Here is a 26,486-nt window from a genome sequence, read left to right on the forward strand (position 1 = left end):
ATGACCGTCATCCCAGCCAAGGTCGACGCAATATAGAGAGGAGATTTGTCCCTAACCAGCCCATGCCGCTTCCGGAATTATTGGAGGTATCCAGCAAATGGCTGGCCTGGAGTGGCCTAGGCCTCTCTGTTCTGACCGTGATTGCCTTCGTAACCCGATGGGGACTGCGTTTTCGACTTGTTGGCGTCAGTAGTTTTACGTTCTTGTTATCAGTGAGTTGCTGGGCTTTTTCAATCAGTTATTCCCCCCCGGTGCGTGTGGAAGGAGCTCTGCAAGTGCCGATTGTGTTTGATAACGGCAGCGACCTTGTCGTGGCACAGGCTTCCAGTGATTTTGAACAAGGCGCCATCACACCCACGCTGAACCAGATCGCTGCAAACCTCCGTCCCGGAGGTCGAAACATAGAAGTACGCGTTCGACTCCGGCAGATTCAGGCCGTGAGGGAAGGCACCTCCAGACCGGTAGTGCTGGGAGAAACCAAACGAAACTTCAGTTAGGAATGAGCGCAAATGCTCCCTCTCCATTCTTTACCCCAAGGTTTTCGCGATGAAGAGCGTGATTTAAAACAAGCCGGCATTACCCACTGGGGGCAGCTACGCGATCTCACAGATCAAAACCTGAGTCGTCTTGTCGCAACAGGTCGATCCACAGCACGCAATCTCAAACGCCTCCGCGGCATAGCTGACTTGGTGTGCTGTTTGGAACTTGCCCCAGCCGATGCAGCCTTATTAATGCACGCAGGCTTTGCAACCGTCGCAGCTATCGCCAACTCTTCCCCGCAGGAAATTACGAACCGCACCGGGCGTCTCGAACGGCAGTTAGGGAGTGGAAGACCTCCGGTTGTGGATCTTGCGATTGCCAAACACTGGATCCTGCTGGCCAGAGCCAGGCAAACCACGAACTGACCGCTCCAAGCGGCAACCCTCGTCTTTCACCTTTGAAATAGTCAAAGTTATTCAAGGAGGAACCTTGCGTCCCCTCCAACAAGGTCTCGTCAAAACTTGGTCTATGCGCCGCCTGACGATTCGATGCTTATCACTTTCATTGTTGATATCCTCTTCTGCAGGGTTTGCTCAATCCAGTCTTTTAGAGAGCGTTAAGCGCAACCCTGCGGAAGCCAAAGCGCTTTGCCAATCATTCAGAGCCATGAACAGCAATGGCCAGTCAGCATTGTCATCTAAAGCCATCAATCAGCTGGCAAGCCAACGAAACCTGAGTCCGGGAAATGCAGAAATCCTGGCCACGTACGTGATCGGACTGCATTGCTCGGATGTTCGCTAATTCGGATGGTCGCTGATCAGACGTTTCGCCACCAGAGGTTCGCCGACGCGACATTGATCACCCCTGATGACGTGGCGTTGGTGTCGCGCATCTGGACTCCAAAAGGGGCTGGTCCATGGCCCACCCTGCTGATGAGACAGCCCTACGGCAGGGCCATTGCTTCCACCGTGACCCTCCCCCACCCGCTCTGGTGGACCGATCAAGATTTTGCGGTCGTTGTCCAAGACGTGCGCGGACAGGGAAGTTCTGAGGGAACGTTTCAAGGGTTCGGCCAAGAAGCTGCCGACACCGCCGCGACCCTCACTTGGCTCCGCAAACGGCCTGAATGCAATGGCCGCATTGGCCTGTATGGATTGTCCTATCAAGGCCTCACCCAACTACTCGCACCAGCGGATTGCCCAGCTCCTGATTGCCTCGCGCCCGCCATGTGCGGTTTGGCTGAACGAGAGCATTGGAGTTGCGAAGGCGGCGCTCACTGGTGGCACCTCGGTCTTGGTTGGGGTTTGCAGCTTGCAGCACTGCAAGCCCAACGCCACAACGATTCCGTCGTCTGGAACGAAATCCAAAGCGCTTTGGTGGATGGTCGCTATCTACGTGAGGGAATCGGGCTCTTGCAGCGACATGACCCCAAGGGAATGGCGTTGCGCTGGTTGCAACAACCTGCAGATCAGGCCGAAGGATGGACTCTCCATCGCCCAACCGAAGCCTGGCTCCGCAAACCCATGCTGCTGATCGGAGGCTGGTGGGATCCCCATCTGCGAGGCCTCCTCGACCTTCTCAAAATGGCCCGATCCAGTGGGGGCAATCCAGAACTCCATATCGGACCTGCTACCCATCTGCAGTGGTGGCCAGAAACCAACCAGCTTTTGCTGGATTTCTTCAATCAACACCTCAAAAGTCCCCCGAACCACAGCAAAGACAAAACAGCAGAGATCAGGCTTTGGGATCAAGGCGATGCCACCTGGTCTCGTCAGATTGGAAACGAGTGCTCCAGCGCCTGTTGGCACCTCAGCAGCCAAGGTTTGGCTTGCCTTGATCTCACCGATGGGCAATTGCTCGATGCAGCGATACCTGGATCAGGGACCTGTGTCATCGTCCATGATCCGTGGCGACCAGCACCGGCTATTGGTGGGCATTTGAGTCCCACAGCTGGTCCCTGCGATCGGAGGATTGTTGATCAACGTTCGGACGTGGCCGCCTTTAGTTCCGAGCCGCTCCAAACAGCGCTCCAGCTATGTGGTCGCCCTCTCTTGAAATTAAAGGTGTCCGCCGATCAGCCAGCCTTTGATCTCTGCGCTGCACTTTCCAGACTCCCCGCTGATCGCGATGAGGTGCAGCAACTCTCAACCGGTGTGTTGCGAGTGCGACGGTCCATGGACACGGAATACGGCCACATCACACTGGAGATGCAGCCGCTGTTCGTGAGCTTCCAACCTGGAGATCGACTGCGACTCTCGCTGGCCGGAGCCTCATGGCCAGCCATTGGTGTCAATCCAGGAGATGGCGAGCAACGCTTTGGCCCTCCCAACAGCGATTGCCGCGTCATCACCCTCTACTTACAGCTAGATGAGGCGACACTGCAAATGGCGCCACTACTCGTTCCCCAAGACGGGTGAACTCCGGCAAACTAACTCCATTGTTGCTCCACATTCATGAAGCTCTCCTCCTGCCTTCTGGTCTGCGCTCTCGCGGCTCCGATGCTGCAGGCTTTCCCTGTGCCAGAGGCACGAGGAGAACAGCTTTTGGCCCAGGGAGCTTTGGCCCCACGTACTCCTTTGAGTGCCAGTCAAGCCAGCCAAGCGGCAGATTCATTACTAACGGCTCTACAAACCCGTAACGCCCAGGCTTTGTTTGATCGGCTGTCCACCCCCCTGCAAAACGCAACCACTGTTGAAGCAGTGAAGGGGCGATTGAATCATGCGCATCGCATCCAATCCACACGTGTTGTGGCGATTTATCCAGGAATGGATGACACCACTGTGGATGTGATTGCCCAAACCGAGAAGGGAAGCAAGGAGCTGCTGCTCGTTCTTGACGACGAAGGCAAGCTTGTGGCCTGGAAATGGCTAGGTGAAACGCTGCCGATCGAGACAACGGCTCTGAAATTTGTACGCGATCTCGATGCACAACGCTGGATTGCTGCTCGCTATTACCTTTCTCTCGATTTTCAAAAAGAAATTTCCCCAGAAGACCTGGAACGCAAGTGGAGCAAATTGAGCCGCGTCTTGGGTGGAGTGAAGCGGATCAAAAACGCTGTTGTTTCAAGCAGAGGAGCCGAACAACAACTGGTTTTGGTCACCATTGAATTTGGAACCGTGACCGACAACTTGTTCGTCATTTTCGATGCTCAAGGCCGGATCATCAACGTGGACTTCTCTGAGGATCTGGTCTGATCCCAAAAAGTCGGGGAAATCAATGGAGCCAGGGCGGGTTTTCCGCTTAAGCTCCCGGGCTAACGAAATCCATCCCCCTGCATGACCAGCGCTGTTCTCGACTGGATGGTTCAGGACAGCCGGAGGCTGGCTGAATGCCGACACGATCATCCCTTCTCTCTTCTCGGGCCACAACAGCTGGAGTCGGGTCAATGGGTTGTTAGAGCTTGGGTTCCTGAAGCTGAAACCGTTGAACTAATCCTCGATGGCGAACGCCTATCGATGCAGACGCCTCATCACCCTTGGGTGTTTGAAGCCGAGTGCTCTAGGGATCCAGGGCATCACTACAAGTTGCAGATCCGCCGAGGCGGGATCGAGCACGAGCAATTCGATCCTTGGGCCTTCCGTCATGAATGGATGGGCGAGATGGATCGCCATCTGTTTGCAGAAGGCAATCACCATCACATTTGGCGTCGGATGGGAGCCCACCGATGCCAACAAGGTGGCATCCAGGGGGTGATGTTCTGCCTCTGGGCACCAAACGCACTAACCGTCAGCGTGATCGGCAATCTCAATTCATGGGATGGCCGATATCACCCCATGCAGCAGAGGCTGGGCGGCATCTGGGAGTTGTTCGTTCCCGAACTTGAAGAAGGACACTTTTACAAATACGAAATCCGCACCCAAGACGGCCACTGCTATCAGAAAGCTGACCCCTACGGCTTCCAGCATGAGGTCAGACCTGATACCAGCTCCATCGTTAGTCATCTCGACGGATTTCAGTGGAATGATGACGCCTGGATCAACAGCCGAGATCGTCGTAACCCCCTCGATCAGCCGATCTCGGTTTACGAGATGCACCTCGGCAGCTGGATTCATGCCTCTGCTGACGATCCATTCATCGAAGCCGATGGAACTCCGCGCCCACCGGTGCCTGCGGCCGACCTAAAGCCAGGTGCACGCCTGCTGACTTATCCAGAGCTTGCCGATCGTCTGATTCCCTATGTGAAAGAACAGGGGTTCAGCCACATCGAGTTGATGCCAATCACAGAGCATCCTTTTGATGGGTCATGGGGATACCAAGTCACTGGTTGGTATGCACCCACAAGCCGCTACGGCACTCCCGACGAATTCCGCGCCTTCGTGGATCGCTGCCATGCCGAAGGCATCGGGGTGATCATCGATTGGGTGCCTGGTCACTTCCCCAAAGACAGTCACGGGCTTGCTTTCTTCGATGGCTGCCACCTGTACGAACACGCCGACCCACGAATTGGCGAACACAAAGAATGGGGGACGCTGATCTTCAACTACAGCCGCAATGAAGTTAGAAACTTCTTAGTTGCCAATCTCGTCTTTTGGTTTGACCAATTCCATATCGATGGCATCCGGGTTGATGCCGTGGCATCGATGCTCTACAGAGATTATTTACGACCCGATGGTGAGTGGTTAGCCAATGAACATGGCGGCAGAGAAAACACCGAAGCCGTCCGCTTTCTCCAACAAGCCAACCACGTTCTGTTTGAGCATTTCCCCGGCGCTCTTTCAATCGCTGAAGAATCCACAACCTGGCCGATGGTGACTCAGCCCACGGAGAACGGTGGACTGGGCTTCAATCTCAAATGGAACATGGGTTGGATGCACGACATGCTCGATTACTTCGAGCTGGATCCGTGGTTCCGCCAGTTTCATCAAAACAACATCACGTTTTCGATCTGGTACACCTACACCGAAAACTTCATGCTTGCCCTAAGTCACGACGAGGTCGTGCATGGCAAGAGTCATCTGCTTCACAAAATGCCTGGCGATGACTGGCAGAAATACGCCAACACGCGCGCCCTGCTTGCCTACATGTGGACGCATCCAGGCAAGAAAACGATCTTCATGGGCATGGAGTTCGGCCAACGCGCTGAATGGAACGTGTGGGGAGATCTGCAGTGGGATTTGCTGAACTACGAGCCGCATGCAGGCGTTCATCGGATGGTGAAAGAACTGAATGCGCTCTACAAGCAAGAGCCTGCTCTCTGGCAAGACGATTTTGATCAGTACGGCTTCCAGTGGATCGATTGCAATGACAACCGGCACTCCGTGATCAGCTTTATGCGCCGAGAGAGCACAAGCGGCTCCTGGCTCGTGGTCGTGGCCAACTTCACTCCCCAAAGCCATTCCCATTACAAGGTTGGCGTTCCCATCTCTGGTTTCTACGAAGAAATTTTCAACACGGATGCTGCCAAATATGGCGGAAGCAATCTGGGAAATCTTGGTGGAAAGCCCTCCGATGAGTGGGGCATCCATGGTTATGAGAACTCCCTGGATCTCTGTCTGCCACCGCTCAGCCTGATGGTGTTCAAGCATGACCCCAAAAAAAGTTTGGCCGAAGTCACCAACAAAGAGAGGGCCTAGGTTCATGTGATGTGACAAAACTGCCCGGATCGCCGTAAAACACAGCGTTTTGGTCAGTTTCGTCAGGTAGGTTGCCGCCTTGATCTGCACGCATTCATGAGCGAGACCCTGCCCCTACTGCTCCGTGCCGCCCGCGGAGAAACGGTAGAGCGTCCTCCTGTCTGGATGATGCGCCAAGCAGGGCGCTACATGAAGGTCTATCGCGACCTTCGCGATCGCCACCCGAGCTTCCGAGAACGATCTGAGAACCCAGATCTCTCTTACGAGATCTCGATGCAGCCGTTCAAGGCGTTCCAGCCTGATGGAGTGATTCTGTTTTCGGACATCTTGACTCCACTCCCTGGCATGGGGATCGAGTTCGACATTGTTGAGAGCAAAGGCCCTCAAATTGGTGATCCGATCCGGAGCCTCAGTCAGGTGGAAGCTCTAAGACCTCTGCAGCCCGAAGAGAGCATGCCCTTTGTCGGCGAAGTGCTTGGACGCCTGCGCAGCAGTGTTGGCAATCAGGCCGCCGTCCTTGGCTTTGTAGGCGCTCCCTGGACCCTGGCGGCGTACGTCGTGGAAGGGAAAAGCAGCAAAAATTATGCGGTCATTAAAAAGATGGCCTTTCAGGAGCCAGAACTCCTGCACAAACTTCTCGATCACTTCGCGACGTCGATTGCCACTTACCTGCGGTATCAAATCGATTCCGGAGCGCAGGTGGTTCAGATGTTCGACTCCTGGGCAGGGCAACTCAGCCCCGCCGATTACGACACGTTTGCAGCGCCGTATCAGAAAAAAGTTGTCGATCTCGTCAAACAAACCCATCCCGACACACCTTTCATCCTTTACATCTCAGGAAGCGCAGGGGTCTTAGAACGAATGGGTCGCACTGGTGTCGACATCATTTCTCTGGATTGGACGGTCGACATGGCTGAGGGACTCGCCCGCCTACCTGACCACATCGGTGTGCAAGGCAACGTCGATCCAGGACTGCTCTTTGGCACACCAGAGGCCATTCGCGATCGCATCGATGATTGTGTGCGCAAGGCCCGTGGTCGTCGCCACATTCTCAATCTGGGCCATGGCATTTTGCCTGGCACGCCTGAGGAGAACGGTCGCGCTTTCTTTGAAGCTGGCAAGACTGTGATGGATCGAATCGGGGGGGCCTGATTGATCCAGACACCCGCACGAATCCTGATCACCGGCGCAAGTGGTTGCGTCGGCCAGTACACAGCGGCTTGGCTGCTTGAAAACTCTGATGCCGAGTTGCTGCTTTGGCTGCGTGATCCGGCCAAACTGACGGCGATCTCAACAGATCAACCGCGTGTTCGCCTGTTGGTGGGAGATCTACGTGAAACAGATCGATTTGCCAGCGAACTCTCGACTGTGACCCGAGTGATTCACACGGCCACCGCATGGGGAGATCCGGAGCGTGCCCACCAGGTCAATGTTGTAGCTGTTAAGAGGATGCTGGCCCTGTTGAATCCAGAAGTGGTTGAGCAGATCATCTATTTCTCCACCGCCAGCATTCTCGATCGTTCCTTGCAGCCGCTTCAAGAAGCCCTGGCCTATGGCACCGAATACATCCAAACCAAAGCTCAATGCCTCAGGGAGCTTGAACAACACCCTTTAGCTGAGCGCATTGTGGCGGTGTTTCCAACACTGGTATTCGGCGGAAGGGTGGATGGAACCAGTTCGTTCCCAACCAGTTACTTAACGGAAGGCCTTGCGGAAGCAAGCAAATGGTTATGGCTTGCTCGCTGGCTGAGAGCCGACGCTAGCTTTCACTTCATTCATGCCGCTGACATTGCAGCAATCTGCGGACTTCTTGCGACCAAGCCTCACCAACCCAATCCAGAGCCTGGCCAGGGACCGGTCCGCAAAATTGTGATGGGACAACCATCAATCAGCGTGAACGAGGCAGTTGCCACGCTCTGTCGCTGGAGAGGTGTTTCGCGAACCCCTGGGATCCCCCTTTGGAGCTGGCTGATTGAAGGCTTGATCAAAATCCTCCCGATCGAAATCAACGCATGGGATCGATTTTCAATTCACCAACGTCACTTCATCCATGATCCAGTTACCCAGCCCGAACGGTTCGGTGGTCAAAGCCATGGGCCGGACCTTGAAACAGTTCTGATGAATTCAGGACTTCCACATCGTGGAAGCATCTGAACAGCGTTAAACTGATCGAAATGTTTATGAGCTAATGATCAGCCGTTTGCGTTCTCTCATTTCAGCCGCGATTGCCTTCGCTCTCGTTTTAGGCCTTGGTGTTGGCACAGCCAATGCAGCCACTGTTGAGGTGAAGCTCGGTACAGACTCCGGGATGCTGGCTTTCGAGCCAAACACTCTCAACATCAAGACCGGTGACACCGTCAAATTCGTCAATAACAAGCTGGCCCCTCACAACGCTGTGTTTGATGGCCATGACGAACTCAGCCACAGCGATCTTGCCTTTGCTCCAGGTGAATCCTGGGAAGAGACCTTCACTGAGGCTGGCACCTTCGACTTCTACTGCGAGCCCCACCGTGGCGCTGGCATGGTCGGCAAAGTAATCGTTGAATGATCGTTTGATCAGCAGTTGAACACAAGTCCGGCGAGCGTTTTAACAGATGCTCACCGGGCTCTTTTTTTGTCGACCGAAATGGATAGGGTTTAAGAAAGAGAAGCTGATGGTGATGCTCAATCCCATTTCCCTGTTCGCCTTGATACTTTGCATCAGCCTCAACCTGTTAGGAGTCTCACCTGCCTCTGCGGCGAGCAGTCCCAGCGGTGACCTTGACCATGGTGGACAACTGTTTTCTGCAAATTGTGCTGCCTGCCATATGGGTGGAGGCAATGTGATCAGCGCATCCAGAACGTTGAGTCAGAGCGATCTGCAAGCACATCTCAACGAGTACGGCGACGACCACCTGGAAGCCATCGAACACCAAATTGAGAAAGGTAAAAATGCAATGCCATCGTTCGTTGGGAAACTCAGCGAGCAAGACATTCTTGATGTCGCCGCTTACGTAGAACTAAAAGCTGAAAAAGGCTGGCAACGATGAGCCGAGAAGGGTGGAAAGACTTCTTGCATGCGGCAGAACGAAGTCCTGCTCTTCAGCGTGAGATCAACGCCTGTAGCGAAGCGCAAGACATCATCGAGCTTGGCAAACGCCTTGGCTTTTCCTTGTGCCTAAACGATCTCAGCAGTGATGCCCAAGCGGAAACCATCAGCAAGTGGTTCGAGCAAAGCAGAATCCAATAATCAAACAAAACCGCAGATCACGACCCGTAAATCGCAGCTTTAGCGTAGTGATCCACGACGAGCATCAGGTATTGATCAAAGCGAATGCCATGGACAGCGAGCAGCTGGATCGAGTCATTGAGATGGCCTGGGAAGACCGCACTCCCTTTGAAGCCATTGAATATCAGTTCGGCCTAATGGAAAAAGAGGTGATCAGCTTGATGCGCCAATCATTGAAGCCTGGATCCTTCCGTTCTTGGCGTAAACGTGTCTCAGGACGCAAAACAAAGCATGCAGCAACGAGCAATGCCGATCGATTCAAAGCGGCATGCCACAGTTAAATAAATTTAAATTTTAATCGTCTGATTGCTTGCTTGAACGACTCGCAATCTTGGCATCTGCCCAACGTGAAAAAAAATAAACAGCAATAAACATCGGCAAGTAAGCGATCCACATGTTGTCAAGCTGTAGACCACTGTTATTGATGACGACCAATCCTCCGTAACCAACCACAAAGTAAATACCAGCCCTTCGAAGAGCTCCGACCTGTTTGGGATTCATCGAAATCAACGACCTTTTGCTTACGCTAAGAGAGGACTCAACAGAAAGCATCATCTTCGCTCAGACCGATACATTCTTGATTGAACCAATTCGTTAGCCACAAACAAACTGGCAATCGAAGAGGCTTCAAAGCAGCTACATCAAAACATCCTAAAGGCATCTATGGACAATCCAATCACAATAACTACAAGAAAAATTTATCAAACCACATCCCAAAAACAAATCAGCATGACCTACAGATGCCAATCAAAAGCACTCCAGCTACGGTCACGGTCATCCCAACAAAACCTGTAACAGCAAACACTAAGGAGGACTTCAAATGAATAGACAAATCTTTTTTTAGCAGTATTTGATTAAGGTTGGCTAAGTGAGACCAAATGAGAAATGACCGAACTCAACAATCGCCCAAGTCCAAGTGAAATGACTTATGCCCAAGCCTGGGAGGAATATCAAATCAATGGCGAAGCTTGGAGAACGGAGCATGAAGAAGCTCTGCAGCAAGTGCGCTTAGAAATGCCCGAAGCTGGTTCTGGCGCACTGGTCGAAGCAGGACTCATCATGGCAGCCCGCCCTATTGGTCAACGCCAAGAAGCACTCAGCCGATGGCACGAATTTTTCGAGAGCGACAAACAGACGAATGCTGTGAATGGTTATCCACCAGGACATCCAAAATCAAAGATTGAAAACTAAACAATCACGACTTAAGACGTCTTCATTCTGCTCCTAAGAGCCTTAAAATTAATTTCGAACTGCCTCCAACACTGCAAGATAAAGATCCTCATCGATCTCTCGAATGTCGTATTCAGTCGGCATTGAACCATGGTGATGTTCGTGCACCACGGTCCAGCATTTGCGCTCTACATCACTGAGTGGAGCTCCATACACAGCGTGGACACGCTCAACGAGTGCTAACACCAAAGTTTGATCAGTTTCCATTGTTATGACCCAGTCAACGTTAAGGATCGGCTGACCCTACAAGTTCGGGTCGGTAAGCCGCAGACTGGCGCAAAGACCGACCGATCTGGATCGGTTCTCCGGTCTACAAATACGAAACATCCAAATACGGTTCCAATCAATAAAACCTAAAGACAGCGATGCAACCCACAGCAGAACAATTCACCGAAAAAGCCTGGTCCGCGATCACTTCAGCCCAGCAGCTAGCCCAGAACCGCCGGCATCAACAACTTGAAAGCGAACACCTCCTGAGAGCTTTGTTAGACCAAGAGGGCCTGGCAGGCCGAATCCTCGACAAGGCTGGGGTCTCTTCAACAGCTCTGCAAACGTCTGTAGACACCTTTCTCAGCCAGCAACCAGCACTGAGCAACGCCCCGGACTCAGTGTTTCTTGGCAAAGGCCTCAATGCTTTGCTCGATCGGGCTGAAACGCTGAAACAAAGTTATGGCGATAGCTTTATTTCGATTGAGCATCTGCTGCTGGCCCTCGCCGACGATGGCCGCTGTGGCCGTCAGCTTCTTAGCCAAGCTGGCACGGATACCTCACGATTAAAAACCGCCATTAATGCCGTGCGTGGCAGTCAGAAAGTAACCGACCAAAACCCAGAGGGAACCTACGAATCTCTTGAAAAATATGGTCGCGATCTCACCAGCGCTGCCCGTGAGGGCAAGCTCGATCCCGTGATCGGTCGCGATGAAGAAATCCGTAGAACCATTCAAATCCTCAGCCGACGCACCAAAAACAACCCTGTCCTGATCGGTGAACCAGGGGTGGGCAAGACAGCCATTGTGGAAGGGCTCGCCCAACGCATCGTGAATGGGGATGTGCCTCAAGCACTGCAAAATCGTCAGCTGATTGCCCTCGATATGGGAGCACTCATCGCTGGAGCAAAATATCGCGGTGAATTCGAAGAACGATTAAAAGCCGTCCTTAAAGAGGTCACCAACTCCGAGGGACAGATTGTCTTGTTCATCGATGAAATCCATACCGTGGTGGGTGCGGGTGCCACCGGTGGCGCCATGGACGCCAGCAACCTGTTGAAGCCCATGCTTGCGCGAGGCGAACTGCGCTGCATCGGGGCCACCACCTTGGATGAGCACAGGCAACACATTGAAAAAGACCCCGCTCTAGAGCGACGCTTTCAGCAAGTTCTGGTTGATCAACCGACCGTAGAAGACACCATTTCAATTTTACGAGGCCTGAAAGAGCGCTACGAGGTTCATCACGGCGTACGCATTGCTGATAGTGCGCTTGTAGCAGCAGCAGTATTAAGTAGTCGATACATCGCCGATCGCTTCCTCCCCGACAAAGCGATCGATCTTGTGGATGAATCAGCCGCCAGGCTCAAGATGGAAATCACTTCCAAACCAGAGGAGATCGACGAGATCGACCGCAAAATTCTGCAACTGGAAATGGAGAAGCTTTCGTTAGGAAGAGAATCTGATGCAGCGAGTCAAGAGCGACTACAGCGACTCGAACGCGAGCTAGCAGAATTATCCGAACAGCAGAGCACCCTCAATGCGCAATGGCAACAAGAGAAAGGTGCCATTGATGAGCTCTCTGCTTTAAAAGAAGAGATCGAACGTGTGCAGCTACAAGTTGAGCAAGCCAAGCGAAATTATGACCTCAACAAAGCTGCAGAGTTGGAATACGGAACCCTCGCGGGACTTCAAAAGCAACTTCTTGCGCAGGAACAAGCATTAGTAGAGACCGATGACAACGCTGAAAAATCACTACTGAGAGAGGAGGTCAGCGAAGACGACATCGCCGAGGTGATTGCGAAGTGGACAGGAATTCCTGTTGCCAAGCTTGTTCAATCGGAGATGGAAAAACTGCTCAAACTCGAGGATCAACTGCATCAACGCGTCGTGGGACAAAACCAGGCCGTTACCGCAGTAGCCGATGCCATCCAACGATCGAGAGCCGGGCTGAGCGATCCCAATCAACCAATCGCCAGTTTTTTATTTTTAGGTCCAACTGGAGTAGGGAAAACGGAGCTGTCGAAAGCCTTGGCAGCCCAACTATTTGACAGCGAAGACGCCTTAGTTCGCATCGACATGTCGGAGTACATGGAGAAACACACGGTGAGCCGATTAATCGGGGCTCCTCCTGGATATGTGGGTTATGAAGCGGGAGGACAGCTCACAGAAGCGGTGAGGCGCAGGCCTTACGCAGTGATCCTGTTCGATGAGGTGGAAAAAGCCCATCCGGACGTCTTCAATGTGATGCTCCAAATCCTCGATGATGGTCGTGTTACCGATGGCCAAGGCCGTACCGTTGATTTCACCAATGCGGTGCTGATTCTCACGAGCAACATCGGCAGTCAATCCATCCTTGATTTAGGAGGGGATGACTCTCAACATCAAGAGATGGAAAGCCGGGTGAATGAAGCTCTGCGCAACCACTTCCGCCCAGAATTTCTCAATCGAATCGACGACACGATTATTTTCCACAGCCTTCGTCGTGATGAACTTCGCCTGATTGTTGCTCTCCAGGTGGAACGGTTGAGAAAACGCCTCAGCGAGCGCAAGCTGGATCTCCACATCAGCGAAGAAGCGACTGACTGGTTAGCGAACGCTGGCTATGACCCTGTCTATGGAGCGAGACCCCTCAAACGTGCCATTCAGCGCGAACTGGAAACGCCCATTGCAAAAGCGATCCTTTCAGGTGCTTATGAAGAAGGAAGTAGCGTTCAAATTCAAGTCAAAGAAGAACGCCTAAACCTGCTCTAAAACCACGCTTAATACTCTTCAATCTGCGAGAAAAATCAGCTCAAAGCAAAAAGTTAGCCCTTAAAGCTCAAAGACTCAAACCAATGCGGCACTGAGAAATATGTTGCCTCATTGCTAACATTTTCTCTTGCTTCTACTTTCCAGCAGCAAGTTCGACCACGATCACGTTCTTTCAAGAGTTCATTCGCCCAGTTCCACAACAATTGTGCTGTACTTTCCATTCCTACATTTTTCATCACGCGAAGATCCAGGGCTCCCTGCGCATGAAGAGATCGCCATTGTTCCAGCAAAGGATCATCTTGGTTGACCAAAAAAGTGTGATCAAACTGATCTCTCAACTGTTTCTCTAAGGGACGCAAACTTGAGAAATCCACCACAAAGCCACATGCATCCAGCTCGTTAGCAGCAAACCAAAAGGTGAAGCTTCGGCTGTAGCCATGGACGAAATGACAATGTCCTTCGTGTTGCCACTGCCTATGACAACAGGGATACCCCTCGAAATGCTTGCTGCAGGTGAAACCGGCGGGAGGCAGAAACATCAGCTCGAAAGAAGGAGCACACTGCGGGAGAATTGACCTTGTCTACATCTACATGCACCGAGGCCCAATGCCAGCCGCTGATGCCGCCTTCATTGATGAACTCCGCTTCAATGACAAGGGGCTAATTCCTGCAATCGCTCAAGACTGGCTAGACGGAGCGATCCTCATGCAAGCCTGGATGAATCGCGCAGCACTGGAGCTCACACTGAGCACGGGTGAAGTGCATTACTGGAGTCGGTCTCGACAAGAGATGTGGCATAAAGGAGCTACTAGTGGTCACATCCAACATCTCAAGGGCTTTCGCTACGACTGCGACGCGGATGTGCTCCTACTCACCATCGAGCAAGACGGCGATGTGGCCTGTCACACAGGAGCTCGCAGCTGTTTTTATGACAATGGTCCAGTGCCTAGCGAAGGAGGGCATGAGGCAGCCGCCCCTCCAGCCGATGCCTGCACCGAATTGATGCGAGTGATTGAGGATCGCCGCAACTGCCCCGATGAAGGCAGTTATACCAACCGATTACTCGAAGGGGGAGACAATCAAATTCTCAAAAAAATCGGTGAAGAAAGCGCAGAATTTGTGATGGCATGCAAAGACAACAATGCCAACGAGATCGCAGGGGAAGCAGCTGATTTAATTTTTCATCTCCAAGTGGCTTTGGCTCATCACAACGTCAGTTGGAGGGATGTTCAGGCCGTACTTGCCAACCGCCGTGGAGCGCCAAGACGCTCCTAAGGCGTCGGAGACAAAGGCAAGCCAAATTGACTCGGCTGCTGGCGCATCCACTCCAGAGTGCGCTGGTCACGGGGCGACAGCTTCAACACCGGCGAGGCTCCTTGGACAGGTGCCATCGCATCACTGGGCACCAAGCTATGGGCCCACAGCCCGAAAGCATGCCCTAACTCATGAAGTGCTGTGGCCTGTTGAGACTCGGCTCTCAACTCAGGTGACACCATCACGGTGACCTGGGGCTCAAGACGCCACACCCCCTGCCGTTGCACCTCCAACACCTGAAGCACGCTTCTGCCATTGCTTGCGCGCCATCCATCAGCAAGACGTCGCCGGGGCGGTCTGCGTCGCTCTACTCGAATATGGGCCCGCTCAGGATCATCAACACGGATGATCGGCAACACAGCAGACCACTCATCAAGAGCACGATCGACAGCGCCGAACCATCGCCTTTCCCAACGATTGGGCTCAACGCTTTGAGCTGGCTGAACCCAGACGCACCAGCGCGGCAAAACGGGAAATCCAGATGAGCTAATCGCCAATCTGGAGCCATAGCCTGGGGCATTGGTCAGGTCACTACGGCGCAACGGATCGGTTCTGATCTGCTGAGCCTGAACTGGAGGACAGGGGTCAACTTGCATGGTTCAGATCAAGACGCCGGCAAGCCCACACCACGAGCCATCAGCGTTGCCAACAAAGGCACAAGAGCAAAACCCGCAAGCTCAATATTGACAATCCAGCCCAGACGGGTGGCTAGAGCCTCAGACACTTTGGGGAGTTCACCCTTTCGCAGGGGAATCGCCCAGAGGATGTAGGTCACTGTGGGATACAACGACAAAGCACCCACGGACAGATACAGACCGACCTTCCACCAGAACAAGGGATTGGTTGTGTAGAAATCGCTGCCTTGCCCGAAATACAGGACACGAAAAATGCCACTGACCAGCAGTGCCAAAGCGGCGATTCCGTAAATGATGTCGGTGATCACCATGGCCGTAGCTGCCCGACGATCCGGATCAGGACGCAATAAGCGACGCTCCACGACAAGAGCGGCAAAGCAGAGCATGAAACTTAGGTAGTGCACATAGGCCACACCAGCGCTTTTAGCGATCTCTGGGGTCAGCAAAGTGGCCAGCGGCATAACAAATGATTCAGTGGGGGTGACCGTAGCTGCTGGCTCGCCACACTCGCCAAGACAAGAAGGGGCAGGGGTCACAGAGTCCTAGCGAACGCGCAACAAAAAGAGATAATGGAGCAATAATGAATAACGAAAAAAACATGAATTAAGCTATAAACATAAATTCCGCAGTCTTTATTACGCAATCTGGATAGAAAGACTTTCGCCCTAAGTTCAAGAAAACCAGGAGTCACAGATGGTGAGTTCTCTGAGTGCTTTTCTCGGCGAAATCGGTCGGCATCAACTGTTGACGCCGGAACAGGAATTAACTCTGGGCCGCAAGGTGCAGGCCATGGCAGCTCTCACTGAGCGCTGCACGATGGCTGGTGGCGAAGGTGATGCATGCGTTTACAGCGACGAAGAGAAGCGCACGATCAAGCGAGGAGAAAAGGCAAAAAATCAAATGATTACGGCCAATTTAAGGTTGGTCGTAAATCTTGCGAAGCGATATCAAGGCAAGGGACTTGATCTTCTCGACCTGATCCAAGAAGGCACCCTTGGACTGACCCGAGCCGTTGAAAAATACGATCCCACGCGAGGCCATCGGTTTTCCACCTACGCCTATTGGTGGATTCGTCAAGGCTTGAACCGTGCGCTTTCAACACAAAGTAGAACCATTCGCATCCCCGTGAATGTCAATGAAAAACTGACGAGATTACGCGCTGCTAAAGCTCGACTCATGCAAAGCAATGGACTTGCCCCATCCGCCGAGCAATTGGCCGAATGCATGAAGTTGCCAATTAGCGAAGTCGAGGACTTGTTGGGATGTGAACTTCGCAGCGTCACCGTGAGCTTGCAGGGTGTCGTGAAGTCAAAATCCGATCCGTCCGAACTGGTGGATGTCCTACCAAGCGATGAAATTCCACCGATGGAGCGGGCTGAAATCGCCGAGCGAACGGACTCCGCCTGGAATCTGCTCGACAATTCGAACCTGACTCCCAAAGAGAGAACCATCGTCATGCTGCGGTTTGGACTGGATGGCAGCCACGAGTGGCGCACCCTTGCCGAAGTCGCCCGACAGATGAATTGCAGCAGAGAATATTGCCGTCAGGTGGTGCAACGAGCTTTACGCAAACTGCGTAAAACCAGCATCCAGCACGGCTTAGTGGAACCCGCCCACTGAAAAATCAGTGAATTAAGTGATAGTGGAGAGATCTTGAATACCCATCGCTGCATCGTTCATGACTGATGCCTCTTCCTGCACTGATTCGGTTTTTGAAGCTGACGTGATCGAAAGCTCCGTCATCGATGAGGGAGTTTTCAAACGGCTATTAAGGCGCGCGGGAAGAACGATTGCAGCTCCAGCCCTCGAAGCCCTCGAAATGGTTCTGGATCAGACCACACCTCCTCAGGCCAGGCTCACAATGCTGGCAGCTCTGACCTACCTCCTCTTACCGACCGATCTCATCCCCGACTTTTTGCCCGTCGCGGGTTTTAGCGATGACCTTGTTGCCCTGACAGCTGTGATCGGCTTGTGCAGCAAACACATCACACCGGACATTCGTCTGCGGGCACAACGCAGACTGGATCGATGGTTCCCCCTCGGACGCTCATGAACCCCTGGTCTCCCGATGTTGAGGAAGAGCTGGCCTCAGTTTTGAAGGATTGGCTAAAACAGCAGGGTCGAACCCAAGCCGATCTTCGCCGAAGCCTCCGAGCAACCTCAACACGCATGCCCGCTTTGATGGAAGTGCTTGAACGAGAGCATCGGCTCGGAGGACTGCCCAGGCTCGCGGCGAAGCTCTGCAGCATCGAGGCTGATTGGATCAATAATGCTCCCGCCCATGCCAACGCTTCCGCAGGCGACTTAACGACCGACACGGATCCATTTGGCCAACTCGATCTGCTTCTGCGCGAAATCCGCGACGATCGCGGCAACTGAACGAAATCACAGGCAAAGTGGTTTTAGATGCCTTCCTGCCTTGCGTTTATCCGGTTCCCTCGTCTTCAGCATCGGACTCATGGCTGGTGCTGGTTTCTTTGTTTTTGCTCCCCAGATGGCGCAGGCTCAAACGGAAACATGGCTGCTTGGACCCAACAGCCGCTCGGGACAAGGCAGCACTGTGGTGCCAACTGATTGCGTCACGGGAGACGACGGTTCGATCACCTGTGATACCAAGATCGAAAACCCTGCAGGTACGACCCCTGCCAAGCCTTACTACAACCCATTCACCAACTGATCAGCCGTGACTCAGGCCCGTCGCAAGCGTCGATCCTTCCTGCTGCTCGTTGACTCCGCAGAGCAACAAGTAGCCAAGCTGCTCACGGTCATCACAGCCGTGGTAATTGTGGCGGCCCTGATTCAACTCACGATTCGAGTCAGCCTTGCGCTGATTTATACCGATCGCAATTCCTATTGGCTCGGTGATGGGCTCATCAAAATTCTTGGAGATCTCCTAACCGTTCTGATTGCCCTTGAAGTTCTTCAGAACGTCACAAGCTACCTCAGGAAACATGTCATCCAGATTGAACTCGTTTTGGTAACAGCTTTAACGGCTGTTGCCCGAAAAGTGATTGTTTTACCTGCAGGATCTGAAAACAAACCGCAACTTCTTATTGGGCTTGGTATCGCTTCGATTGCTCTTGCTGGCTCCTACTGGCTCGTCAAACGCTCAAGCCCTCTTGATTCAGCGGCAAGACAGGAGGACTGGAGTTCAGAGACCAATACAGAGCGAGCCATACAGTCCCAGGATGCGGATCTGTCCTCACCAGGCGGTGGCGACGATGGGCTGAAATCAAGAGCTGATCTCCAGCGCTGAGATCGACCCATTCATCGGGATCCTTGAATTGCAATCTGGCACTACCACGCATCAGGGTTAGCCACTCGTTTTCTGCCTGGTCGTACCAGAACTCCTTCGGGCTAGATGCCGCGCATGACTCAATCCGCATCAAACGCCAACCAAAACCTTGGCAAAGAATGCGCTCATGCTCCTCTCCAGGTTCCAAACCCTGACCGAGCAACAAGTTGTTAGGCCGCCTATCAATGACTGCTCCCTCTTCATCCCCCCAGCGCCGCGCGATCTCAAACCCCCAGGACCGGGCAAGTTGCACAACTGAGTTGTGATCGTCACAAGCAGCGAGCTGCTGACGTCGCTCAGGATGCTCGCGAAGTGACTGAACCAAGCCATTCAGATGATTCACCTTCTGCAGGAATCGCTGAAGATCCTTTTCGGCCAACTGAAAATTCCATGAATTCTCTAATCCTGCCAACAATCGAGACAAGCATCAGCACACAGGCGAATAAGGAAGCAAACTATTGCTCTACCAGCATCTGTGAGCATGATTCCACTCCTCTCATCAGTTCTGCTTGCCTTGATGCTGTTTTTGCCATCCACTGCACTTGCAGTTGAGACAGGAGCCTCATTATTTCAAAACAATTGCGCTAGCTGCCACCCCAATGGCGAAAACATTATTCGTCGAGGGCGCACACTCAAGATGAAAGCATTGACAAAACGTGGACTCGATAGCAGCGAGGCCATCGCACAAGTTGCCCGAGAAGGAATCGGACAAATGAGTGGTTACGCCGATGCACTTGGTGAAGATGGAGATGTGTTTGTAGCCGAATGGGTTTGGCAACAAGCTCAAAAGGCTTGGACCCAGGGATAAACATCCAGCTGAGTCCAAATCCCTTCACGCCAATACACGTCTTGTTCAAGCAGAGCACAAACGCTGGCTTTGCTGTCTGATTCAAAGATCCCAAAGACGTGAGTGCTTCCTTCCGTAGGGCCCAGAGTAATTAATGTTCCCTGTTCTTTAAGAGCACGCAGTCCAGCAAGATGCTCAGCTCGAAAAGGCTCACGCTTTTCAAGTGCGCCCTCGCAATATGTACCCCAAAGAACGAAGCGTGCCATTGATCAATTCTCCCTTAGGCCTTTTGTTGACGATAGAATGAAATCTTTAAACTGCACAAATCTTTTGAATTGATTGAATCATTGTTGATAATTGCATTAAGAAGCCTCTAATTCGATTTCGATGTCCTTAGAACAACAACCTCTATAAGTAAGCCAGATCATCATCCAGCAGCATCCCGCAGTTGCCTGCAAAATTCTCCGGCCTCTAGTGCGGCTTTCCCGGGCGCTGCAGCCGCAATACGTTTCACCAGAGCACTGCCAACAATCGCACCATCAGCTCCCCACTGTTTCACTTGCAAAACTTGTTCAGGACCAGAAATACCAAACCCAACAGCCACCGGACCGCTGTTACAAGCCTTTAAATCGCTCACCAAAGACGCCACGCGATCTTGGAGCTTCACGCGCTCTCCGGTCACACCGGTCACACTCACCAAATAAGTGAAACCACGGCTGGATTCAGCAATTCGCTGCATCCGATTTTGTGGTGTTGTCGGTGCAACGAGAAGCACCAAATCCAATCCAAACGTCGCAGCCAAAGGCGACAATCTCTCGGCTTCCTCCAAAGGAAGATCAGGCACCACTAAGCCTGCAGCACCAGCAGCAGCAGCTTCAGCAAAAAAGCGCTCCGGCCCTCGATTGAGTAGCGGGTTGGTGTAAGTAAACAGAATCACAGGCATGCTGAGCTGATCTTTCAACCCAGCCAACATCTCGATCACTTTCGCTGGCGTGGTCTTTTGCTCCAAAGCCCGAAAAGCAGCAGCCTGAATCACAGGACCATCAGCCAGTGGATCGGTGTAAGGGATACCCAGCTCAACAATGTCAGCACCATTGGCTTGAAGGCTCAGAAGCACTTCAGCAGTTGCGCTCAAATCTGGATCCCCTGCCATCAAAAATGGCATCAATGCCATGCGTTGTTCCTGAGCCGTACGGGAGAAAACCGCTTCAATCCTCGAAAGTTGATCCGTCACAGAAAGCAGATGGTCTGATTAACGGAGCCTACGGTTTTGTGGTCTGTTCTGATTCGGACTCATCCAAATTGAGAGATGCGAGCAAGGCTTGCTGCTCATCAGGGCTTAAGGCATCAAAACGAGCCTGAAGCTGCTCCGTTGTGAGTTGGTCGTATTCCTTTCGGTAGCGGCGTCGCTGCTGCATGTACGTCATCTGTCCAGTCACAACCCTGAAGAGGTAGGAGCCTGTCCAACCCACAACAATCACCACCAACACAGCTTCAGCAGCGATTCCTGCTGAAAACCCCTCAAATCCTGCAGCCTTAAACAGCCAAAAACCAACACCCCCAGCAAGTAAGAGACCCAGACCAAGCTTGAGAACACCTGCACGCGTCAATGGACTTAAACCTCCCCTTGGCCACTGAGGCGGAGATTAAGGAATGGTGCGAACACAATCATTCCTGGGAAGAAGAAGAACACCAGCCCGTACACAGAGAAGCGCTCAATCTTCCCCATCACATGCCAGCGCCAATTCATCCAAAAGAAGAGTAAGAGTGGCATCACAACTAGGTAGAGGCCACCCAAAGCCACATAGCCACCGATCACAAGCAGCGTGTCTAAGGAGACCGAAGACAGAAGATTCTCGATGGACACAGAAGACGACCTGGTTGGAGTGAATCTAAGATGTCGGAGCGAGCTTGCATGGCACGCGGGGGCGTGGCGGAATCGGTAGACGCACGCGACTTAAAATCGTTTGGGATGAAAATCCTGTGGGGGTTCAAGTCCCCCCGCCCCCATTAGGTCTGACGTGGTCAAGGCCGAGCACACTTCCTAATTTGAGAGCTCGCACCGATCGGTCGAGTGATGTCCAGTTCCGCCAACGCGCTCTCGACCCAAAAGCGGGAAGAACCGCCTCATGAGATCCATCGCTGCAAAGAGCGTGAGTCTGGGAAGGTCGCATGGAATTTATGGGGGACCTACCTCAGCGACCGTCAATGGGGCACCGTTCGGGAGGATTATTCCGCTGACGGCAATGCATGGGAGTCATTTCCCTTCGATCAGAGCCACCTACGCACCTACCGCTGGGGAGAGGATGGCTTACTGGGATTGAGCGACGTTGAGGGATTGGTCTGCTTCGCGCCTGCACTTTGGAACGGTCAGGATCCAATTCTCAAGGAACGATTGTTCGGTCTCGGGAATCCCGAAGGCAATCACGGTGAAGACATCAAGGACACGATGTATCACTTGGCAGGAACACCAACCTGCAGTTACGCAAAAGCCCTTTATCGCTACCCACAAGCAGCATTTCCCTATCAACATCTTCGTGATGAAAACAGGCGTCGCTCCCGCGACGAAAAAGAATATGAGCTGGTCGATACAGGAATCTTTTCAGACAATCGCTTTTTCGACATGGAAGTCGAATATGCAAAAGCTGATGCCGAAGACATCTTCATTCGACTCACCATCACAAATCAAAGTGATGAATCATCCGAATTACATCTCTTACCTAGCCTTTGGTACCGCAACACCTGGTCCTGGGGAGATCGTGAGGCCAGTCGGCCAAGCCTGCATCTCCAAGGAAACAGTTTGATATCGGAGGCCATCGATGGCCTTGATGCTTACGAACTGAACTGCAGTGAAAAGGGCACGTGGCTTTTCACAGAAAATGAAACCAATACTCAGGCTCTCTGGGGCAAAACCCTGACTCAGCCATACGTCAAAGATGCCTTCAACCGCTATCTAATCAACGGGGAAAAGAACGCCGTCAATCCAGCTCAGTGTGGCAGCAAAGCTGCTCTTCACCTCCATCACACTCTCGCCGCAGGAGAGTCTTGGGTTGTGCATTTACGACTATGTCGACGAAGCCACCAAGCAACTAACCAAACGCTCCCAATCTCTGCCGCAGAGAGCACACGTTTGGTTGAGATGCGATACCTGGAATGGAAGCATCACCAGCAATGGATTGCTCCAGGCCTCAACGACGAAGACCGTGCCATCCACTCCGCTGCAGGAGCAGGGTTGTTCTGGTGCAGAAAGTTTTACAACTGGAATGTCAGTCGCTGGCTAAGAGGAGACAACAACTCAACTCGACCCCCAAAACAACGCTGGCACACAGAAAACGCTTACTGGAAAACATTGCGCGCTAAAAATATTATTTCCATGCCAGATTGCTGGGAATACCCCTATTTCTGCCAATGGGATTTAATGTTTCATGCCGTAGCTTTTGCAGAGTTTGATGCTGCTGAAGCGAAGCAACAATGTCGAATGCTCAGACAGGCCTATTACACAGCAACAAATGGTCAATCCCCGGCCTACGAATGGGCACTTTCTGATGCCAATCCACCCATTGGTGCATGGGCAGCCCTACGAATCTTTCAGATCAGCCGCCGCCACACAGGAGAAGGAGACTATGCCTTCTTAAGGGCAAGCCTCCGAGAGTTGTTGCTCGAATATGGCTGGTGGACAAACAGAACCGATCGCAACGGAGACAACCTATTTGAGGGGGGGTTCCTAGGCCTCGACAATATTGCCATCTTCGATCGACGCTATCCTCTTAAAGACGGAAGTCGCATCGAACAATCAGACGGTACGGCCTGGATGGGGCTACTTAGCCTTAACTTGCTAAAAACAACGGTGATTCTTGCAGAAGAAGATCGCGAGGAATATATCGAACTATGCTCACGTTTTGTTCGCGATTTTACTCGTCTAACTTATTCCCTAAATAGTTCTGTTGGCCGAGGATTTGTCAATTGGGATGATGAAGATGGTTTTTATTATGACGTTCTCAAGCGCCCTGATGGCTCTACTGATTATCTGCGTACTAGATCGATTAGTGGTCTGATCCCACTTTTAGCTGTCAATAGCTTTGCCGCCAGCAGCGTAAAAGCAATTCCTTCTCTAGATGTTGGTCTACAACTCGCCCAGCTCGAAGAAGAACGGGGAGCACCTTTCGATGCAATCAGCCACCTTGGTTCCTGGAATCACGATCGCATTTTATTCTCCATCGTTCCACCTGAAAGGCTTAGGCGCATTCTTAAACGCGTTTTCGACGAAGAAGAATTCCTTTCCCCTTATGGAATCAGAAGCCTATCCAAAGCCTATGAAAACAACCCATATTCATATCAACAGGGCGATGACTATGCTTCGATTAGCTACAGCCCCGCAGACAGTCCCGTAGCAATGTTCGGTGGAAATTCGAATTGGCGTGGTCCAGTGTGGATGCCAATTAATTTTCTATTAATTGAGGCTCTTCAAAAATTTGGGCACTTTTTTGGCGATGATTTCACAATGGAGTTCCCAACAGGTTCTGGACAAGAAATGAACCTCTGGGAAATTTCTCTTGAGCTAGAGAAGCGTCTTATTGGAATATTCAGACGGGATGAAAACCAACACAGAGCATTCAATGGTGATGTTGAACTCTTCCAAAATGACCCCCTCTGGCGCGATTTATTCCTATTCAATGAATACTTTCATGGCTGCAATGGATCAGGGATTGGAGCAAGTCACCAAACAGGCTGGACCGCAATCGTCGCGAAAATGATAACGCAACTTCAGCGTTGGCAACCCAACAAGGAAAGCTGACGCAACGCACCAATCTGACTACCTTGAAAATGATTTTCCCAGATCAAGATCATGGTTTGCTCCACCCGATCGACTGCGCGCTGTACGTCGATCGAACCTCAAGGAGAAGACTTTGACGTTGTGATCATCGGAAGTGGTGCTGGGGGTGGAACTCTGGCCAGGGCACTTGCCGATTCAGGCCATTCGATTCTGATCCTCGAACGAGGCGGATGGCTGCCAAGAGAACCTCAAAATTGGGATCCGGTTGAAGTGTTCCAAAACGATCGTTATGTCTCCAAGGATCTTTGGGAAGACAAAGAGGGAACATCCTTCCAACCAGGAAGCCATTACTTCGTAGGTGGTGCTTCAAAAATGTATGGAGCTGCTCACTTCAGGCTGCGTGAGCGTGACTTTGAATCGGTGATGCATGTGGATGGAGAGTCACCGGAATGGCCAATCAAATATGACGTTTTTGAACCCTATTACCGCAAAGCAGAAGAGTGGTATCACGTGCATGGACTGAGGGGCGAAGACCCGTTTGAACCCCCTACATCATCTCCTTACCCCTACGCACCGATTAGTCATGAACCACGAATGCAAAAGCTGGTCGATGACCTTCGATCTGCAGGACTAAGACCTTTTCATCAGCCCACAGGTGTTGCTCTCAACGAAACATCGCCAGCATTTAGTGACTGCGTGCGCTGTAACCGCTGCGATGGTTTTCCCTGTTTGGTGCATGCCAAAGGGGATGCTGAAGTCATGGGAGTGAGGCCAGCACTCGTTCATGACAACGTTTTTCTCCTAACCAATGCTGAGGTTGTTCGGCTCAACACCAACTCCACGGGACGTGAGGTTAGTGAAATAGTTGTGAATCACGAAGGCAAAGAACGGCGTTTCAAGGGAAGCATCGTTGTGGTCTCTGCAGGTGCCGCGAATTCTGCTCGTCTGCTTTTAATGTCGGCTAATGAGGCGCACCCCCACGGATTAGCCAACAGCTCGGATCAGGTAGGAAGGAACTATATGTATCACAACTGCAAAGCAGTTGTGGCCTTAGCGCATGAGCCAAATCACACGGTGTTTCAAAAAACGGTAGCCATCAATGACTGGTACTTCGGAGACAACGATTTTGATTTTCCAATGGGTCATGTGCAAATGACGGGCAAAACCAATGGGGCCATGATGAAAGGATATAAACCACGACTTACGGCCTTAGCCCCAACTTGGAGCATGGACAAACTCGCAGAGCATTCCCTGGATTTTTGGATGCAAACAGAGGATCTACCTCGGTCATCCAATCGCGTCACAGTTAATCGTGAAGGGAAAATCCACCTGAACTACACCTCAACTAATAATCAAGCATCTCAGGAGTTAATCTCAAGGCTAGAAGGATTACTAGACAAGCTGTACCTAAATAATCACTTAGCAGAAAGGCAGGTGTACTTTGCATCAGCCATGGAGCTTGCTGCAGTAGGCCATCAATGCGGCACCTGTCGTTTTGGTCAAGACCCAAAGACCTCTGTTCTAGATCTGAATTGCCGCACTCATGATGTCGACAACCTTTACGTTGTTGATACCAGCTTCTTTCCCAGCAGCGCAGCGGTGAATCCATCTCTCACCGCTATCGCCAATGCAATCCGCATCAGCGATCACCTGCGTGAGCGACTCAACGGTTAAGCCAGAAACTGTTGCAAACGTGGAGCAACCCAAAGAAGATCAACACTGATTGGCCCTCCACCTGAAGTGATCAAAACTGAACACATCACCACATACATCGCGGCTTTTTCCCAACTGGGAGGCTCTCCAACTCCCATAGGGCCTGCGTAATCTCCCTGCGGGATTTGAAAGGGATCGGGTGCGATAAAGGGAAATCCATTGAGAAGCTCCAAGACAACGGCATAAAGCATCGACACAGCAATGGCCATCGCCGCTAATGGCGTGAGGAACCCAATCACTAAAGCAATGCCTCCGGCCCACATCGAAAAGGCCGAAAGAAAACAGAGCCAAGCGGGAGTTTTCATTGCATCAGCCCAAAGGCCAAGGTTGCTTAATTTCGTCCAGCCATGACGAATGAAAACCAAACCGGTAAAAAGGCGCAGCAAGATCAAACCACTGGATGCAAACCCCAAAGAGGAATCAGGAACCAAAAGAGAAACAACGTCCATGAGTTTCACCA

33 protein-coding genes, 1 tRNA gene and 1 pseudogene are annotated in these 26,486 nt (G+C 52.1%); 24 read left to right on the forward strand and 11 right to left on the reverse strand.

Annotated features, from left to right (window positions below):
* The first annotated feature begins 62 nt into the window (after positions 1 to 62).
* The 12 genes from SYNC_RS08655 (at position 63) to SYNC_RS08710 (ending at position 9,602) form a co-directional block, all read left to right on the forward strand.
* Complete coding sequence (locus SYNC_RS08655) at positions 63 to 497, forward strand: Ycf51 family protein (protein ID WP_011619798.1); 435 nt, start codon at positions 63 to 65, stop codon at positions 495 to 497.
* 12 nt (positions 498 to 509) lie between these two features.
* The gene (locus tag SYNC_RS08660; RefSeq protein ID WP_011619799.1) at positions 510 to 905 is read left to right on the forward strand and encodes a DUF4332 domain-containing protein; all 396 of its coding nucleotides are present in this window, start codon (positions 510 to 512) and stop codon (positions 903 to 905) included.
* Positions 906 to 1,008: 103 nt separating this feature from the next.
* Positions 1,009 to 1,281, forward strand: a complete 273-nt coding sequence (locus tag SYNC_RS08665) for a hypothetical protein (RefSeq protein ID WP_011619800.1) — start codon at positions 1,009 to 1,011, stop codon at positions 1,279 to 1,281.
* Between the two features lie 5 nt (positions 1,282 to 1,286).
* Positions 1,287 to 2,897 (forward strand): CocE/NonD family hydrolase, encoded by a 1,611-nt coding sequence (locus SYNC_RS08670; RefSeq protein ID WP_041426622.1) that lies wholly within the window; start codon positions 1,287 to 1,289, stop codon positions 2,895 to 2,897.
* A gap of 36 nt (positions 2,898 to 2,933) precedes the next feature.
* On the forward strand, positions 2,934 to 3,674 hold the full coding sequence (locus SYNC_RS08675) for a DUF3887 domain-containing protein (RefSeq protein ID WP_011619802.1): 741 nt from the start codon (positions 2,934 to 2,936) through the stop codon (positions 3,672 to 3,674).
* A gap of 81 nt (positions 3,675 to 3,755) precedes the next feature.
* Positions 3,756 to 6,053: a 1,4-alpha-glucan branching protein GlgB gene (gene glgB, locus SYNC_RS08680; protein ID WP_011619803.1), complete on the forward strand. Its 2,298-nt coding sequence runs from the start codon at positions 3,756 to 3,758 to the stop codon at positions 6,051 to 6,053.
* 96 nt (positions 6,054 to 6,149) lie between these two features.
* Entirely contained in the window at positions 6,150 to 7,205 is a 1,056-nt protein-coding gene (gene hemE / locus SYNC_RS08685) for a uroporphyrinogen decarboxylase (protein WP_011619804.1), read from the forward strand.
* Positions 7,206 to 8,207, forward strand: a complete 1,002-nt coding sequence (locus SYNC_RS08690) for an NAD(P)-dependent oxidoreductase (RefSeq protein WP_011619805.1) — start codon at positions 7,206 to 7,208, stop codon at positions 8,205 to 8,207.
* 34 nt (positions 8,208 to 8,241) lie between these two features.
* Entirely contained in the window at positions 8,242 to 8,601 is a 360-nt protein-coding gene (gene petE / locus SYNC_RS08695) for a plastocyanin (protein ID WP_011619806.1), read from the forward strand.
* Between the two features lie 112 nt (positions 8,602 to 8,713).
* The gene (locus SYNC_RS08700) at positions 8,714 to 9,082 is read left to right on the forward strand and encodes a c-type cytochrome (protein WP_041427049.1); all 369 of its coding nucleotides are present in this window, start codon (positions 8,714 to 8,716) and stop codon (positions 9,080 to 9,082) included.
* On the forward strand, positions 9,079 to 9,282 hold the full coding sequence (locus tag SYNC_RS08705; protein ID WP_011619808.1) for a Nif11-like leader peptide family natural product precursor: 204 nt from the start codon (positions 9,079 to 9,081) through the stop codon (positions 9,280 to 9,282). Before SYNC_RS08700 ends, SYNC_RS08705 begins: the two co-directional genes overlap by 4 nt.
* Positions 9,283 to 9,371: 89 nt before the next feature.
* A complete protein-coding gene (locus SYNC_RS08710) occupies positions 9,372 to 9,602 on the forward strand; it encodes a TIGR03643 family protein (protein WP_041426623.1) in 231 nt (76 codons plus the stop codon).
* A gap of 13 nt (positions 9,603 to 9,615) precedes the next feature.
* On the opposite strand, the gene SYNC_RS08715 is transcribed toward SYNC_RS08710, so the two are convergent.
* On the reverse strand, positions 9,616 to 9,822 hold the full coding sequence (locus tag SYNC_RS08715) for a hypothetical protein (RefSeq protein ID WP_041426624.1): 207 nt from the start codon (positions 9,820 to 9,822) through the stop codon (positions 9,616 to 9,618).
* A 384-nt stretch (positions 9,823 to 10,206) separates the two neighbouring features.
* On the opposite strand from SYNC_RS08715, the gene SYNC_RS08720 reads away from it, so the two are divergent.
* Positions 10,207 to 10,512 (forward strand): hypothetical protein, encoded by a 306-nt coding sequence (locus SYNC_RS08720; protein WP_011619812.1) that lies wholly within the window; start codon positions 10,207 to 10,209, stop codon positions 10,510 to 10,512.
* Between the two features lie 48 nt (positions 10,513 to 10,560).
* Here SYNC_RS08720 and SYNC_RS08725 read toward each other — a convergent pair whose 3' ends face one another.
* Positions 10,561 to 10,758, reverse strand: coding sequence for a hypothetical protein (locus SYNC_RS08725; RefSeq protein WP_011619813.1), 198 nt, complete (start codon positions 10,756 to 10,758; stop codon positions 10,561 to 10,563).
* A 158-nt stretch (positions 10,759 to 10,916) separates the two neighbouring features.
* On the opposite strand from SYNC_RS08725, the gene clpB reads away from it, so the two are divergent.
* Positions 10,917 to 13,508, forward strand: coding sequence for an ATP-dependent chaperone ClpB (gene clpB / locus SYNC_RS08730; protein WP_011619814.1), 2,592 nt, complete (start codon positions 10,917 to 10,919; stop codon positions 13,506 to 13,508).
* A gap of 53 nt (positions 13,509 to 13,561) precedes the next feature.
* Here the strand turns inward: clpB and SYNC_RS08735 are convergent, their stop codons facing one another.
* On the reverse strand, positions 13,562 to 14,047 hold the full coding sequence (locus SYNC_RS08735) for a 6-carboxytetrahydropterin synthase (protein WP_011619815.1): 486 nt from the start codon (positions 14,045 to 14,047) through the stop codon (positions 13,562 to 13,564).
* A gap of 67 nt (positions 14,048 to 14,114) precedes the next feature.
* Between SYNC_RS08735 and hisIE the strand changes: the two genes are divergently transcribed.
* Positions 14,115 to 14,783, forward strand: a complete 669-nt coding sequence (hisIE, locus tag SYNC_RS08740) for a bifunctional phosphoribosyl-AMP cyclohydrolase/phosphoribosyl-ATP diphosphatase HisIE (RefSeq protein WP_011619816.1) — start codon at positions 14,115 to 14,117, stop codon at positions 14,781 to 14,783.
* On the opposite strand, the gene SYNC_RS08745 is transcribed toward hisIE, so the two are convergent.
* A complete protein-coding gene (locus SYNC_RS08745; RefSeq protein WP_011619817.1) occupies positions 14,780 to 15,418 on the reverse strand; it encodes a peptidase in 639 nt (212 codons plus the stop codon). The genes hisIE and SYNC_RS08745 overlap by 4 nt on opposite strands.
* An 8-nt stretch (positions 15,419 to 15,426) precedes the next feature.
* A complete protein-coding gene (locus tag SYNC_RS08750; RefSeq protein WP_041426625.1) occupies positions 15,427 to 15,918 on the reverse strand; it encodes a DUF2214 family protein in 492 nt (163 codons plus the stop codon).
* Between the two features lie 232 nt (positions 15,919 to 16,150).
* On the opposite strand from SYNC_RS08750, the gene SYNC_RS08755 reads away from it, so the two are divergent.
* Genes SYNC_RS08755 through SYNC_RS08775 form a run of 5 tightly spaced genes read left to right on the forward strand, consistent with a single transcriptional unit; the run spans position 16,151 to position 18,713 of the window.
* Positions 16,151 to 17,077 (forward strand): sigma-70 family RNA polymerase sigma factor, encoded by a 927-nt coding sequence (locus SYNC_RS08755; RefSeq protein ID WP_041426626.1) that lies wholly within the window; start codon positions 16,151 to 16,153, stop codon positions 17,075 to 17,077.
* A 58-nt stretch (positions 17,078 to 17,135) separates the two neighbouring features.
* Positions 17,136 to 17,510, forward strand: a complete 375-nt coding sequence (locus SYNC_RS08760; protein WP_011619820.1) for a YkvA family protein — start codon at positions 17,136 to 17,138, stop codon at positions 17,508 to 17,510.
* Positions 17,507 to 17,836, forward strand: coding sequence for a hypothetical protein (locus SYNC_RS08765; protein WP_011619821.1), 330 nt, complete (start codon positions 17,507 to 17,509; stop codon positions 17,834 to 17,836). The genes SYNC_RS08760 and SYNC_RS08765 overlap by 4 nt, the downstream gene beginning before the upstream one ends.
* Before the next feature lie 40 nt (positions 17,837 to 17,876).
* The gene (locus tag SYNC_RS08770; RefSeq protein ID WP_011619822.1) at positions 17,877 to 18,134 is read left to right on the forward strand and encodes a hypothetical protein; all 258 of its coding nucleotides are present in this window, start codon (positions 17,877 to 17,879) and stop codon (positions 18,132 to 18,134) included.
* A gap of 6 nt (positions 18,135 to 18,140) precedes the next feature.
* Positions 18,141 to 18,713, forward strand: a complete 573-nt coding sequence (locus SYNC_RS08775; RefSeq protein ID WP_011619823.1) for a phosphate-starvation-inducible PsiE family protein — start codon at positions 18,141 to 18,143, stop codon at positions 18,711 to 18,713.
* On the opposite strand, the pseudogene SYNC_RS13860 reads toward SYNC_RS08775, so the two are convergent.
* Positions 18,676 to 19,176, reverse strand: a pseudogene (locus tag SYNC_RS13860) (Nif11 domain/cupin domain-containing protein); the annotation flags it as partial. The gene SYNC_RS08775 and the pseudogene SYNC_RS13860 sit on opposite strands and share 38 nt — an antisense overlap.
* Positions 19,177 to 19,233: 57 nt before the next feature.
* Here SYNC_RS13860 and SYNC_RS08785 point away from each other — a divergent pair.
* Positions 19,234 to 19,560 (forward strand): c-type cytochrome, encoded by a 327-nt coding sequence (locus SYNC_RS08785; protein WP_011619825.1) that lies wholly within the window; start codon positions 19,234 to 19,236, stop codon positions 19,558 to 19,560.
* Here SYNC_RS08785 and SYNC_RS08790 read toward each other — a convergent pair.
* The 4 genes from SYNC_RS08790 to SYNC_RS08805 all read right to left on the reverse strand — a co-directional run bounded on the left by SYNC_RS08790 (position 19,536) and on the right by SYNC_RS08805 (position 21,406).
* On the reverse strand, positions 19,536 to 19,805 hold the full coding sequence (locus tag SYNC_RS08790; RefSeq protein WP_011619826.1) for a YciI family protein: 270 nt from the start codon (positions 19,803 to 19,805) through the stop codon (positions 19,536 to 19,538). The two genes, SYNC_RS08785 and SYNC_RS08790, sit on opposite strands and share 25 nt — an antisense overlap.
* 161 nt (positions 19,806 to 19,966) lie before the next feature.
* A complete protein-coding gene (trpA, locus tag SYNC_RS08795; protein ID WP_011619827.1) occupies positions 19,967 to 20,773 on the reverse strand; it encodes a tryptophan synthase subunit alpha in 807 nt (268 codons plus the stop codon).
* Between the two features lie 28 nt (positions 20,774 to 20,801).
* Entirely contained in the window at positions 20,802 to 21,149 is a 348-nt protein-coding gene (locus SYNC_RS08800) for a DUF3007 family protein (protein WP_011619828.1), read from the reverse strand.
* Positions 21,150 to 21,154: 5 nt separating this feature from the next.
* The gene (locus SYNC_RS08805) at positions 21,155 to 21,406 is read right to left on the reverse strand and encodes an NAD(P)H-quinone oxidoreductase subunit L (RefSeq protein ID WP_011619829.1); all 252 of its coding nucleotides are present in this window, start codon (positions 21,404 to 21,406) and stop codon (positions 21,155 to 21,157) included.
* Positions 21,407 to 21,463: 57 nt separating this feature from the next.
* Between SYNC_RS08805 and SYNC_RS08810 the strand changes: the two genes are divergently transcribed.
* The 3 genes from SYNC_RS08810 to SYNC_RS08820 all read left to right on the forward strand — a co-directional run bounded on the left by SYNC_RS08810 (position 21,464) and on the right by SYNC_RS08820 (position 25,987).
* A tRNA-Leu gene (locus SYNC_RS08810) sits at positions 21,464 to 21,549 on the forward strand.
* Between the two features lie 67 nt (positions 21,550 to 21,616).
* Complete coding sequence (locus SYNC_RS08815) at positions 21,617 to 24,334, forward strand: glucosidase (RefSeq protein WP_041426628.1); 2,718 nt, start codon at positions 21,617 to 21,619, stop codon at positions 24,332 to 24,334.
* A gap of 51 nt (positions 24,335 to 24,385) precedes the next feature.
* Positions 24,386 to 25,987 (forward strand): GMC family oxidoreductase, encoded by a 1,602-nt coding sequence (locus tag SYNC_RS08820; protein ID WP_011619831.1) that lies wholly within the window; start codon positions 24,386 to 24,388, stop codon positions 25,985 to 25,987.
* Here the strand turns inward: SYNC_RS08820 and SYNC_RS08825 are convergent.
* On the reverse strand, positions 25,984 to 26,475 hold the full coding sequence (locus SYNC_RS08825; RefSeq protein WP_041427051.1) for a DoxX family protein: 492 nt from the start codon (positions 26,473 to 26,475) through the stop codon (positions 25,984 to 25,986). The genes SYNC_RS08820 and SYNC_RS08825 overlap by 4 nt on opposite strands.
* Positions 26,476 to 26,486: the final 11 nt, after the last annotated feature.

Origin of the sequence: Synechococcus sp. CC9311, assembly GCF_000014585.1 — a bacterium.
GTDB lineage: Bacteria > Cyanobacteriota > Cyanobacteriia > PCC-6307 > Cyanobiaceae > Synechococcus_C.